This is a genomic window from Vibrio sp. 10N.261.54.A5 (assembly GCF_041471145.1).
In the GTDB taxonomy this organism is placed as follows: domain Bacteria; phylum Pseudomonadota; class Gammaproteobacteria; order Enterobacterales; family Vibrionaceae; genus Vibrio; species Vibrio crassostreae_C.
On record NZ_JBFRNU010000050.1, the window covers coordinates 1 to 13,581 of the forward strand.

The following is a 13,581-nucleotide window of genomic DNA, read 5'->3' on the forward strand; positions in this document are numbered from 1 at the left end:
CAAAGATCAACACGCCCTAATAACCGTAGAGATAATGCCGCCTTAAATTTGGCGATAAGCCAAGGATTTGACATTACTTAAGCTTATGGTTTGCTTAAAATTATATTACGTTATTAAATTATAAAATCGCTCGAATTTAATACTGATATTGGGTAGTATGCGCGAGATTTCCCACTACTCGTGAAACTTTGACATGAAACTAACACTTAAGCAGAAGTTAATAGGTGCTAGCCTATCTGCTGTTGTCGTTATGGCAACAGCGTTAACTTGGTTATCAGCAAACCAATTATTTGAACAGACTCGTAATGGCGTATACCTACGAGCTGAAAGCGTATCTGAAGCAGCATCTGAAGGTATTAAAAACTGGATTGATATCCGTACTGATATCGCATCAGCATTTAATGACTTTTCACGAGAGGATGATGTTGTTCCTTTCCTTAGACAAGCTCGTGTAGCGGGTGGCTTTGACGATATCTTTTTAGGTACTCCAGAAGGTGAAATGTACCGTTCACATCCTGAACGTAATCGTGCAGATTACGATCCTCGTCAACGTCCTTGGTACCAAGAAGCAAACGCTGCAGGTAAGCAAATCATTACTACGGCTTACCAAGATGCAATCACCAAAGCACTTCTAGTAACGATCGCAGAACCTGTTCGCCACAACGGCCAACTTGTTGGTGTTGTTGGTGCAGACGTACTGATCGACCAGTTGGTTAACGATGTAATCAGCCTTGATGTTGGTGACAACGCTTACGCAATGCTAATTGATGCCTCTGACGGCACATTCCTAGCACACCCAGATTCAGCACTAAGCTTGAAGCCGGTAAGCCAGCTTTCAAACGATATCTCTATGCCTATCATCGAAAACGCAGTGCGTACGGGTAGCATCGAGATCATCAAAGAGCGCGGCGCAGACAAGCTGCTTTACTTCACGAAGGTGCCTAACACTAACTGGATCTTCGCGGTTCAGATGGACAAAGCAACAGAAGAAGCGAACCACTCAACGCTACTTACTCAGCTGATCATCACTGCTGTCGTTATTACGCTCATCGTAATCGTACTCGTGTCTTGGTTAGTAAGCTTCCTATTCCGCGACCTAAACCGCGTTTCAGCAGCACTTGAAGAAATTGCTTCAGGTGAGGGCGATCTTACTCAACGCCTTGAGCCTAAGAGCGACGACGAAATTGGTCAGCTTGCAGCAAACTTCAACCGCTTTGTGGGTAACATGCACACCATGGTGATCAAGCTAAGCGAAGTATCTGCTGCGCTAGGCAACCAAGCACGTCAAACGGCTTCTCAAGCTGAAGAACGTAGTGCTCGTATCCAAATGCAACAAGACGAGATCAACATGGTAGCAACAGCCGTTAACGAAATGGCTGCAGCAACACAAGAGATCGCAGGTAACGCAGACCATACTGCACAGAACTCATCTGAAGCGGTTGGCGCGTGTGAGCACGGTACTGGTCAAGTGACACAGACTCAAAGCTCTATCCAAAACCTGGCTCAAGAAGTTCAAATCGCAACCAACGTGATTCTAGAACTTGAAGAGCACGGCAACAGCATCAACGCTATCTTGTCTAACATTCAAGGTATTGCAGAACAAACAAACCTACTTGCACTTAACGCCGCTATTGAAGCAGCACGTGCCGGTGAGCAAGGTCGTGGTTTCGCAGTAGTAGCGGATGAAGTTCGAGTTCTGAGCCAACGTACACACGGTTCAACGCAAGAAATTCAACAAACGATTGAGTTGCTGCAAGGTACAACAGGCAAAGCGGTTAACATCATGAACGATAGCCGTACTCTTGCTGAAACCAGTGTTGATGACGCGAACTCAGCGGCTGCAAGCCTAACGCAAATCCATGCTGCTGTTGAACGCATCAGTGACATGGCAACACAGATTGCTTCTGCTGCAGAAGAGCAAGCGTCAGTAACGTCTGAGATTACTCGTAACACTGAAGGAATCCGTGACGTATCTAACGAGCTAGCAGACGAAGCACACCAAGCTGCAGAGCAAGCTGCGCAGCTTTCTGAACTGTCTCACGAGCTAGAAAGCGAAATCAGCCGCTTCAAGCTGTAATCGAAGCCAATATAACAAAGCCCTGACTTAGGTTGGGGCTTTGATGTATCTGTACAATCTAGACTAACGAGTTATTTAAACTCAAACTTGCCCTTCATGATTGCCCAGTGGCCCGGGAATGAACATAGGAAAGAGTAGTCGCCACCGGCTGTCATTTTCTCTGTGCTGAAAGTGATTGAGGTTGACTCGCCACCACCGATAACACGAGTGAAGGCGTAAACGCGGCTGTCGTCAGGTTTTACGTAGTTATTGTCGATACCTGCCGACATACCATCGATGCCTACTGCTTGTAGCGACGCAGTGTCTGTTATAACGACGTTGTGACCCATTGATTGGGCTGGCATAGAACCAGTATGGTTTAGCGTCAGCTTCACTTCTTTACAGCTCGCTGGAACGCTTAATGTGTCAGTTGAAAATTTCATTTGATCACTAGCATCAATCGATACTTCACATTCCGAGCTCGCTTGAGCGGTAAAGCTAGCACCTACAAGCGCTATCGTTGTTGCGATTAATCGTAAAGACATACACTGTTCTCCATTATTTTAGGGGGAGGTTATTCCATGAGGTTGATTGATACGTATTATCCTAGAAAGATGATCATAGTAATGTGCTACGACTTGAATTGTGTGCAACTCGTTGCTTTGTAAATGGTAAGTTTTTGTAGGAAAGGGCAAAACTAATCAGCGCATGAACAACCGTTTAGGGGGGAATGGTTGCTCGAGACTAGAATCACAGACACAAAAAAGCCCGAGCATAAACTCGGGCCTTGAATAGTTTTCTTTATAGCTTAAGGGGAAGCTAGATTGCCTGACGAAGTTGGAAATAACGTCCTGCTTCGTTTAACAGTTTCTCATGAGAGCCGTTTTCAACAATCTCGCCTTGTTCAATCAGAACGATCGAATCCATCGATTCCAGACCAATCAAACGGTGAGTAATGAAGATAACCGTCTTGCCTTCAAAATGCTTCTCGAACAGCGTCATGATGCTGTGTTCTGTTTGCTTATCTAAGCCTTCTGTTGGCTCATCTAGAAGCAGGATAGGAGCATCATGAAGAATCGCGCGTGCGATACCAATACGGCGCTTCTCACCACCAGACAGTTGACGACCACCGTCACCTAACCAGCTATCAAGTGCGTTATTCTCAAGCAGCTTTTCTAGACCAACGTCTTTTAGGATGTTCGCTAAGTGATCATCGGTCGCTTCTGGTCTTGCAATCAACAAGTTGTCACGCAAAGTACCATTTAGAATGTCGACACGTTGGCTTACTACACTGATTGATTCACGAAGCTGCGATTCATTCCACTGCGTCAGTTCAATACCCGCGATTGAGATGTAGCCCTTTTTAGGATCCCAGTAGCGAGTCAGAAGCTGGATCAGAGTCGATTTACCAGAACCCGTTTGACCAACAATCGCAACCTTGTGCGTGGCAGGGATCGTTAGGTCAACAGCGTTCAGAACACTGCGCTCAGAGTCAGGGTAGTTGAACGTCACGTTTGAGAACGTAATATCAAGCGGCTTGTTGATGTCGAGTTTCTCTTCAGCAAACTGAACTTCAGGCTCTGACAGAATAACTTCATTCAAGCGACGAGCAGAAGACAGAGTTTGACCTAAATGCTGGAACGCGCCTGCGATAGGCATCAGCAGTTCAAAACTTGCCATGGTTGCGAATGCCATTAGCGCGATGAACGGGTCTGGTGCATTACCACCCACACCGTCAGCCGCAAGCCAAAGCATAAGAACCAACGTTAAACCGTTGAACAGCATTAGCGCAGCTGAAGCCATACCGGTTAGGTTAGCATTCACAAACTGATTCGCCATCAGCTTTCGTTGCGTTTCTAGAATCGCATTACGGTAACGCTCTTCAGCACCGAACAGAGTTAGCTCGCTGTAGCCTTCAATCCAATCTAGCGTTGTCACACGAAGATCCGCTTTGTTCTGTGTCAGCTCACCACCGTTACGTTTACCCAATTTGTAGAACAAGATTGGCCAAACCAACAGCATGATCAGAAGGATAGAACCTAAGATTAAACCTAGTGAGCTATCGAACCACATTAAGAACAGAGTCAGGAAGAAAATCCCGAACACACCCACCGTCACAGGGCTTACTAAGCGCAAGTACACGTGATCCATGGCGTCGACATCAGCAACCAAGCGGTTCAGAAGATCAGCATCACGAAGGTTTGAAATACGACCTGGGATCAGCGGAGCCAGCTTCTTGAAGAAGAAGATACGCAGATCAGTTAACAGTTTGAATGTCGCATTGTGGCTCACAACACGTTCACCCCAACGACCCGCAGTACGGCTCATTGCTAAACCACGTACACCACCACCTGGTAGCATGTAGTTGAAGGTTTCACGTGCAATCGTAAGGCCTGCAACCGCAGAAGCTGAAATGAACCAGCCTGATAGCGTTAACAAGCCGATAGAAGCCGACAGAGTAGCAAAAGCCAATAGCATGCCTAGCGATAGGCCAAACCAATGCTTTTTATAGAGTTTCAGGTAAGGCAGTAAATCACGCATCTAAATTACCCTTATTATCTTGTTGAGCTAAGTTCGCGTTAAGCATCTCTTCAAATAAACCACCCGCAGTCGAAAGCTGAGAGTAATGACCTTGTTCAACCAGACCACCATCGCGCATAACCAGAATGTTATCGACCGATTGAAGCGGGGCAAGTTGATGCGTCACAAGTAGGGCAGTGCGGCTTTCGATATTGCTATTGATGCCTTTCATTACCAACTGTTCGCTACGAGTATCTAAGCTGGCAGTGGGTTCATCGAGCAACCAGAACTGACCGTCTTGAATCATTGCGCGAGCCAGAGCTAAACGCTGAGACTGACCCACAGACAGACCGCCAGAGCGATCAGAGATCATATAATCCAAGCCGTGCTCATTTACGAATTCGTTAGCAAAAGACTGCTCAAGTGCATTCTCGACAACTTGGTCAGTGATATCGTGCTTACCTAGAGTGACGTTGTCACGAATTGTGCCGTGCAGTAGCAACGGGTTTTGACCAACCCAACTAATCGTTTTACGCCAAGAGGCTAAGTCTAGGTCACGCAGTTCAATGCCATTGATTTTCAAGCTTCCTTCATAAGGCATGAAACCAAGAATGGCGTTGATCAAACTTGTTTTACCCGCACCACTTGGACCAACTAACGCAGTCGATTGGCGAGTATTCAGTGCAAACGAGATAGGGCCAACCAGTTGAACACCTTCAGGGCTTAACACTTTGAGATCTTGAGCTTCAATATTGATGCCTTGAGCCGGATCAAGCTGAGTGTCGCCTGATTTAACCTTAGTGATGTCGGTTTCTAGGAACTCGACAATACTTTCAGCTGCGCCAACCGCTTGTTGCTTCGCGTGGTAGAAAGTACCTAAATCACGCAGAGGTTGGTAAAACTCTGGCGCCAAGATAAGGATAAACAAACCTGCGAATAGCGTAATGCCAACGCCGTAGTGGCCGAAGTTAAGCTCGCCGATGTAAGTGAAACCAAAGTAAACCGCCGTCATCGCAATCGAGATAGACGTGAAGAACTCAAGTACTGCAGACGACAAGAAAGCGATCTTCAATACATCCATGGTGCGCGTTCTGAACACCTCAGATGCACCTTTCAATACTTCTGTTTCAGCGTTTGTGCGGTCAAATAGACGGATGGTTGTCATTGACTGCAAACGGTCGTAAAAGTGACCAGAAAGACGTTGCAGTGCTTTGAAGTTTTTACGGTTTGCATCGGCTGCTTTCATACCCACAAGTGCCATGAACATTGGTACCAGTGGAGCAGTAATCAAGAAGATCAGTCCTGCTGCCCAGTTTACTGGGAACACCACAACCAAAATAATGAATGGAATCATTACCGACAAAGACATCTGAGGTAAGTAACGAGAGAAGAAGTCTTGCATGTCTTCGACTTGTTCTAGCAACAGGGTTGCCCACGTACCCGCAGGTTTGCCTTTGATATAAGCAGGGCCCAACTCACGTAACTTATCAAGGATGAGTTGCCTGATGTAGACACGGATCTGTTCACCACAGCGATAACCTGCGATCTCACGTCCCCATGTACAGCCAGCACGGCCAACGACCGATAATGCCAAGCCTGCGAAATGACCAACCAGTTCAGATTTATCGACATTTTCGATGATCAGCTGGTGAAGAATAGAGGCGAGAAGAGCTGCTTGAGCAATTAAGAACACGCTTGAAAGTACGCCAAGGCTAATCGCAATCATAAGCCAGCGTTTCGCTAACTTACTCTGTTGCTTAAGCCACTTGTTCAAGCTGCGTTGTTTTTTCTTATCCATTATGAAGGCTTAATGATAATTATTATTTGTTGAGGGCGGCTAGTATACAAAAGAAAGCCCAGTGGATATACCACTGGGCTCTAGGGATTTACAACAAAATGTGATGACGCCCTGCATCTACTGAGGCGAGAGCACCGATAATCAAATCTGCAATCTCAGATTTACTTATCGTTAAGACCATCTAGGAAGCGTTCAGCATCCAGTGCAGCCATACAACCTGTACCAGCAGAAGTGATTGCTTGGCGGTAGTTGTGGTCCATTACGTCACCTGCAGCGAATACGCCAGGGATGCTTGTCTGTGTCGCGTTACCTTCAAGGCCAGACTGAACGATGATGTAGTCATCTTTCATATCCACTTGGCCTTTGAAGATTTCAGTGTTTGGTTGGTGACCGATAGCAATGAATGCGCCCATTACTTCGATATCTTCTGTTTTATCAGACTGAGTATCTTTAATACGAACGCCAGTCACGCCCATGTCGTCGCCTATAACTTCGTCTAGCGTGCGATCAGTGTGAAGAACAATGTTGCCGTTCTCTACTTTGTCCATTAAACGCTTCACAAGAATCTTTTCAGCGCGGAACGTGTCACGACGGTGAACTAGATGAACTTCAGACGCGATGTTAGACAGGTAAAGTGCTTCTTCAACCGCCGTGTTACCACCACCAACAACCGCTACTTTCTGGTTGCGGTAGAAGAAACCATCACACGTTGCACAAGCAGAAACGCCGCGGCCTTTGAATGCTTCTTCAGAATCTAAACCTAGGTACTTAGCCGATGCGCCCGTTGAGATGATCAACGCATCACACGTGTACTCGCCAGAATCGCCTTTAAGACGGAAAGGGCGGTTTGAAAGGTCGACTTCGTTAATGTGGTCGAACAGGATCTCTGTTTCAAAGCGCTCTGCGTGCTCTTTCATGCGATCCATCAGTGCTGGGCCTGTTAAACCTTCCGCATCACCCGGCCAGTTTTCCACTTCTGTTGTGGTTGTAAGCTGACCACCTTGCTGCATACCAGTAACCAGAACTGGGTTTAGGTTTGCACGAGCAGCGTAAACTGCAGCTGTATAGCCAGCAGGGCCAGAACCAAGAATCAATAAATTACAGTGCTTTACGTCGCTCATGAGGACTCCGAAATTGAATTTGTTTTAATTTATAATCGCTTAGGATTGTATGGAAAATATGGAGGCAATAAAAGGTTAAACAAGGGCTGAAGTGTAATTAATCGTTATAGTTTAGAACTTAATCGAGACAAACGTTTTCGTGGTTGGAACATTGGCGAAAGCCATTGCGTCAAGTGGGCTGGCATTCCTGAGCTTAAACCATTGCTGGCAGCTTGCTGAACAAAGAAGTGTGCTTTCACGACGCATTCCACCGTTCAGACAAACTTTATCTAGCGACTATCTACACAAACGAAGTAGGGAGATCCGCGAAGGTCGAACTACTGAATGGTACGAACAAGCCTCTAGCAAACCTACCGCCCGTTGATTTTGAAATCGACTTTGAAGAAGCTTGTATGTTTTAGTGGGTGCAAGATGAAGTCTACATTTAAACCGACATTTCCCAGAGAAATTTTAAGTATTCAATCACATAAATTAAACCTAAAAATTAACTAATTTAATATGCAATCGAGGCTGTGGTAGGGAGGGGTGAATGGGTGATGAGCAAAGGTACGTATAAAATCTAACGATTGCTCTAAGTCACAGCTTTATGCGTGCGGGTTAGTATGGGGGGGACAGTAAAGGCTCCCTATGGAGCCTAATTTTGAGGTGTTGCTTTATAACATTGGTTATCAAGGTATGTATTCACATTACTTACATATTCATCTAAGAACGAGAATACATTGGATTTAATCTCAATTAGCTGTGTTACTGTAACATCTTGACCAATATCAGAAAATGATTTGTTGCCGTGAGCAAGCCAGTTTCTATACTGCTTGACGTTACCAAGATGTCGTCCATCTGCAACTGCGCGGATTCCGTATTTATGACATACATTACGCACACCATCTGCATCCATATTACCTGAAACTCCTGAAACAAAATCTTTAAAGTCTAATGCATCACCAGAGTGTGTTTCGCAGTAATAGTTATAAACGGTTTCGATTAGTTCACCTTTCGGTGTTGATGTTAGGCTTTCTCCCTTAGAGTGCCACCAGACCTTTTTTAACAAATCCATAATAGCCGAGAAGCCTAATCCTTCATCTTTTATCCTGTTATAGATACTTTGAACGCCATTCATTACGGTAGCTTCCACCAAGTTATATATTAAAAGGTAACATGAAGCTTTACACACTTTTTGTTGAATAGCTGAAACTGAACTTTCATTATCATCTATATCAGTGACCTTAGCTCCATCAGAACTTAAAGCTTGTAAAAGTGTAATGTAAGCTTCTATTTCACCTTTTCGTTTATCGTATTCATCAGTAAACGCTCGCATTATTAAGCCTCTAATAGCCAGTCTCGAACATATTCGACGCGACCTCTTAATCTCGGTCCTGAGTTACTAGCATGCGATGTTACATGTTTGTTGAAATCTGAGGTGCGCACAAAGCCATCACCCTTATTATCAAGTTCTGGTTCTGCTTTTAGGGCGAGATTTACTCCAATAGCTATAGACTCAAACCTTACTCTAGGAGTCGTCTTAGACTTCGCTGTCTTTCTAAAGCCATCAGGTAAGTTTGCTTCGACATAATTAAGCATGCTTCTAAACTCAGATTCTAATTGGACAATATCGAAATTCAATTTATTAGCTTCACGTAAATAATCATCTAAGAAATTAAATACTGAATGCTTAAATTCCAAATATTTATCTGAATAAGCGAAGAAGCGCAAAATTAGTTCTTCACGTTCACCACGAAGAGCAGATTTATGAGACACAGGGCATAAGCGGTTGAACTGCTCGTCGGTTGCCAAAGAGCAAACAAAATCGTAAAACGGACCGGAAAAAGACCCTTTTCGAATTTCTGCTTTCTTCAAATCTTCACTACCAGTATTAATTCTTTCGAACATGTCTAACCGAGATTGCTTTGTAACAGATTCTGGTAATATAACCATTCTCATAGAGCGGTCATTGAATCTTAACTGTTGTGAAGCTGGTAAGTCTGAAAATTTTAAACCATTTAGTAAATCTAAACGTGTCAGATCTTTCAAAACAAGACGATCAAGGGCGAAGTTACGCAAGGTGTTCATACGCTGGGCACCATCCAAGATCTCTGTGTTTCCTTGAGGGTCTTGAACCCCAAAAAGAAAAGGGATGGGTAATCCCATGATTACTGATTCGATAAATTTGCTCTGGCGATCTTCTGCCCAAACAAACTCTCTCTGATAATCTGGAATGTAGAAAAAGCCTTTTTCAAAACGAGTTACCATAACCTCAACTACGTACTCTTTTGTATCGTAGGTAATACTCGTTTGTGTGTCTCTCAGTTGCCTTTCTAGGGCGTCTAAATCAACTAACTCGTTACTCATTTGTATTTTCCAATTTTATTATTAGTTCTTTTGATAATACTGGAGGAACTGCATTCCCTATCATTTGCTGCAGCGCACCACGTTTGCTTACATTGGAGAAATCCAGACAGTCTGGTAAACCTTGGATCCTTGCTGCTTCGTGCGGCGTAATAACTCGCGGTAAAGATGGGTGTAAAAATCTACCTTGCCCCATCGAGCCAAATCCACCAGTAATAGTTTGTGATGGCTTATCCCAATCCAAACGGCCGTACATAGATTTATAGCTGTGATTTCCTTGATGACACTTAGGACGCAAATGGTTTGGAAGATCGAAGATATCTTGCTTGTAAAGATACTCAGCTCTTTCTCTATTCACGCTTGTCATACGGGAAGGAGTATCAAACATTGTATCTTGTTTGACTGTAACCAAATCATAGATCGCATCTTTGAGCGTTTGAGTATCCTGTTGTTCATAAATAGATGATAAAATATTGGATTCTATAGGTTTTATGCTGCCTAACAATATATGTCTTTTACGGCTTTGTGCTATCCCCATACGTTCAAAGTCCACGACTAATTCTTGAACATGATATAAGCCATCGAGTTTTTCTATTAACTGAGAAACTACGCCTTGTTTTGAGTGGATAACTGAAGGCACATTTTCAATCAAAAAATATGATGGCTTTAAATGTTGAATCACCTTTACAGTTTCAAGATAAAGATTATTGCGAGGATCATTTCGCCTAGAACGATTGTTAAGGTCTGAATGTCCTTGACATGGTGGACCAGCGAAAAGGTAATCAATCTTAGCTTTTGGCAAATCGTTAACATTTAAAAGTGTTATATCAGAATCGTGGAAATGTTTAATGTAATCATGGAAGTTGCTTTGATAGAAGGTTGAACACGACGGTTCCATATCACTCGCAAGGTATATCTCAAAATCTAAACCTAATTTTTTTGCTGCCTGTAAAGCACCAATTGTCAAACCACCAAGTCCCGAAAACAGGTCTACAATTCTCACTACTACTACCTAATATTTTATTTTAGTTAGCCATTTTAAACTTTTTCATCGATAAACTAAATATCTTATCTTGGTAAAGAGCTCAAGTGTTCAACAGAAGAATTAGAGCAGGTTTCTGAGTCTCATAGTTATGTCGACTTCAAAGCTTCATTTTTTGGTTTTCAGAACCTAGTAAATCAATTCTTTTCATAACATTCCACTTCAAACACCTTCGTGACGAAAGACTAATCAACTCGTTCCCTTAAAAGAGGTAAACCTTTGAGGGCGGCCGAGTTCCCCCCGAACTCGACCTGTTCCAGACGCGCAAGCAAAGGCGTGTGGATTCTGGCGTACTCATAAATTAACCAATTTCAGTTTGTTGTGTAAATAATCAATAGCTTGGCAATTGATAGGTAGGTCGTATTTCGCTGTGCAAAAGCATAGAAATGAATGATGGCGAGTGTGATGCCTGAACTCATATAAGAAGGCTGGCGTATTGAAGCGAAAGGGCTGACACAATATGAAATATTACTTTCTAGTTAATAATATCGTTAAATTTAAATTTGCAGGGATTTATAACTAGCTAGTGGAGTGTGCTAGTTTTAAGAGTTGGTTATCTTTTATTCTGGTGTTATGCACTGCTTTTGAATTTAAAGTTAGTTTTACTATCTGAATTATTATTTCTGACGGGATAAATGATTGTTTAATGTTGATTTGACAAGATCTTCAAGTATCCTTTATGTAAACAAAGTGTTAAATATCGAAAGTAAATTAACAATCATTAAGGAGTCGATGATGTTACATGCTCACGAAAATACCCTACATATTACCCACCTCAGTAACCACGCGGTTGAGGAGTTGTCACCTTCATTCTCTAAGCTACCAAGTACAGAGCATGCGGATGGCCAGTTTCGATTGAGAAGGTACTCGGTGGTTCAATTCAGTAATGGACAAGTCGTTGAGCTAGACAAACATAACTTTGTTCAGTCTGAAAACATTAATCACTTTCAAGGTGATGTTGTTCGTCAGTTCGAGCCGATTGAAGCACCAATTCTAAGCAGCCAAGGCATGCAAGAGATGTGTGAACTGTTTATTGAAACCAACGGGCTTGAAGACGGACAAGAAATCGAAATCCATCAGATCCGCATTGCCGCTATTTTTGAAGAAACTCAGGTTGCTCCTGAAGGGGTTCACCAAGATGGCTTTGACCATATCGCTTTGATCGGTGTGAACCGTCACAACATTGTGGGTGGTGAAATCATGCTGTATCAAGACTCACATGAAGCGCCATTCTTTAGAAAGGTGTTAGGTGATGGTGAGGTTGCGATGCTGGCAGACAGTAAGCTTTGGCACAATGCACAACCGATTCGCACCATAGACCACGATGAGATGGGTTATATGGATGTGTTTGTTCTAACAGCTAAGGATGCGCGCAATGTCCTTCACTCTTAATGATGTGCGCCAACAGTTTAGTGCTTTAGGCCAATATCATAACGGCAAGCCTGTGACCTTTTTTGATGGGCCAGGTGGATCTCAAGTGCCTGAGAATGTTTTAGCTTCAATGACCGAATACCTAGGGCATTTCAATTCAAACCTAGGCGGCCACTATTTTTCTAGCCAAAAGACCACAAGCTTAATGCAGCAAGCGCGAGAAGCGGCGCAAGCACTGCTTAATGCAGAGTCTTCTGGCAACGTTGTGTTCGGCGCGAACATGACATCTCTGACCTTCCAATTGAGCCGAGCGATCAGCCGTGATTGGAAAGAGGGCGATGAAGTTATCGTCACGGCGTTAGACCATTACTCAAATGTATCGAGCTGGCAGCAAGCGGCAGACGACAAAGGCGCTATTGTTCGCCAAGTTCGCGTAGACGAGTCGGATTGCAGCCTAGACATGGCGCATTTTGAATCGCTGCTTAACGAGAAAACCAAACTTGTCGCGGTGACGTTTGCTTCGAACACCACTGGCTCCATTGTTGATATGGCGAAAGTGATCGAACTAGCACATCAACATGGTGCTCAGGTTTATGTCGATGCCGTGCATTACGCGCCACACCACTTGATTGATGTTCAGCAGCTGAATTGTGATTTCTTAGCGTGTTCAGCTTATAAGTTCTTCGGCCCGCATGTGGGTATTGCTTATGTTGCGCCGCAATGGCTGCATACTTTAAAGCCTTACAAGGTTGAGCCTGCAACCAATATCGGCCCAGGTCGTTTTGAGACAGGCACGCAAAGCTTCGAAGGCCTTGCCGGTGTGATTGCGGCGGTGGATTACTTAGCGCAATTAGGCGACCCAGCCGATTCATTGCGTTCTCGTTTAGAGCAAAGCTATGCGCTTTATAATAAGCATGAAAGCCAACTCAGTGAGTACTTCCTTAAACGCTTGGCCGACCTTGAAGGGGCAAAGCTTTACGGGAAAAACGAATTTGATTCGAATCTAAGAACCCCAACGTTTGCGATTACCTTTGATAATCACTCTCCAGAGTTCATCGCCAAGAAGTTGGGTGAACATAATATCTGTGTGTGGAACGGACATTTCTACGCATTAGGTTTGGTGAAACAGTTGGGTATTGAAGAGCAGGGCGTGGTGCGTATTGGTTGTATGCATTACAACTCGATTGAAGAGATCGACTTGCTGTTCAATGTGCTTGAAGGGATCTTGCGAAGTAACTAGCGAGAAGCCATTAGCGAGAAACTATTAGCAAGAAGTAATTAATAAGAAGGCACTGACCTTTGCTGTTTGTGCCTTTAGATCGAAAAAAGA

At 43.8% G+C, this 13,581-nt stretch carries 11 protein-coding genes; 4 read left to right on the top strand and 7 right to left on the bottom strand.

The window, feature by feature from the left end:
* Positions 1–193: 193 nt before the first annotated feature.
* Positions 194–2,077, top strand: a complete 1,884-nt coding sequence (locus tag AB4329_RS15485) for a methyl-accepting chemotaxis protein (protein ID WP_372055528.1) — start codon at positions 194–196, stop codon at positions 2,075–2,077.
* A gap of 71 nt (positions 2,078–2,148) precedes the next feature.
* Here AB4329_RS15485 and azu read toward each other — a convergent pair whose 3' ends face one another.
* The 4 genes from azu to trxB all read right to left on the bottom strand — a co-directional run bounded on the left by azu (position 2,149) and on the right by trxB (position 7,495).
* Positions 2,149–2,601, bottom strand: coding sequence for an azurin (gene azu, locus AB4329_RS15490; RefSeq protein WP_017063577.1), 453 nt, complete (start codon positions 2,599–2,601; stop codon positions 2,149–2,151).
* Between the two features lie 274 nt (positions 2,602–2,875).
* The gene (gene cydC / locus AB4329_RS15495) at positions 2,876–4,597 is read right to left on the bottom strand and encodes a heme ABC transporter ATP-binding protein/permease CydC (protein ID WP_004733398.1); all 1,722 of its coding nucleotides are present in this window, start codon (positions 4,595–4,597) and stop codon (positions 2,876–2,878) included.
* Positions 4,590–6,374: a heme ABC transporter permease/ATP-binding protein CydD gene (gene cydD, locus AB4329_RS15500; protein ID WP_017059751.1), complete on the bottom strand. Its 1,785-nt coding sequence runs from the start codon at positions 6,372–6,374 to the stop codon at positions 4,590–4,592. Before cydD ends, cydC begins: the two co-directional genes overlap by 8 nt.
* Positions 6,375–6,535: 161 nt before the next feature.
* Entirely contained in the window at positions 6,536–7,495 is a 960-nt protein-coding gene (gene trxB / locus AB4329_RS15505) for a thioredoxin-disulfide reductase (protein WP_372097759.1), read from the bottom strand.
* Between the two features lie 212 nt (positions 7,496–7,707).
* Here trxB and AB4329_RS15510 point away from each other — a divergent pair, with 212 nt between their 5' ends.
* Entirely contained in the window at positions 7,708–7,896 is a 189-nt protein-coding gene (locus AB4329_RS15510) for a hypothetical protein (RefSeq protein WP_372138698.1), read from the top strand.
* A gap of 233 nt (positions 7,897–8,129) precedes the next feature.
* Here the strand turns inward: AB4329_RS15510 and AB4329_RS15515 are convergent, their stop codons facing one another.
* The 3 genes from AB4329_RS15515 to AB4329_RS15525 are packed head-to-tail and all read right to left on the bottom strand — an operon-like array spanning position 8,130 to position 10,841.
* Entirely contained in the window at positions 8,130–8,810 is a 681-nt protein-coding gene (locus AB4329_RS15515; protein ID WP_017099615.1) for an MAE_28990/MAE_18760 family HEPN-like nuclease, read from the bottom strand.
* Between the two features lie 2 nt (positions 8,811–8,812).
* Positions 8,813–9,841 (bottom strand): DUF262 domain-containing protein, encoded by a 1,029-nt coding sequence (locus AB4329_RS15520; RefSeq protein ID WP_017099616.1) that lies wholly within the window; start codon positions 9,839–9,841, stop codon positions 8,813–8,815.
* Positions 9,834–10,841, bottom strand: a complete 1,008-nt coding sequence (locus AB4329_RS15525) for a DNA cytosine methyltransferase (protein ID WP_372138699.1) — start codon at positions 10,839–10,841, stop codon at positions 9,834–9,836. The genes AB4329_RS15520 and AB4329_RS15525 overlap by 8 nt, the downstream gene beginning before the upstream one ends.
* A 774-nt stretch (positions 10,842–11,615) precedes the next feature.
* Between AB4329_RS15525 and AB4329_RS15530 the strand changes: the two genes are divergently transcribed.
* Positions 11,616–12,272 (top strand): 2OG-Fe dioxygenase family protein, encoded by a 657-nt coding sequence (locus tag AB4329_RS15530; protein ID WP_372138700.1) that lies wholly within the window; start codon positions 11,616–11,618, stop codon positions 12,270–12,272.
* A complete protein-coding gene (locus AB4329_RS15535; RefSeq protein ID WP_108111515.1) occupies positions 12,256–13,491 on the top strand; it encodes a cysteine desulfurase-like protein in 1,236 nt (411 codons plus the stop codon). Before AB4329_RS15530 ends, AB4329_RS15535 begins: the two co-directional genes overlap by 17 nt.
* Positions 13,492–13,581: the final 90 nt, after the last annotated feature.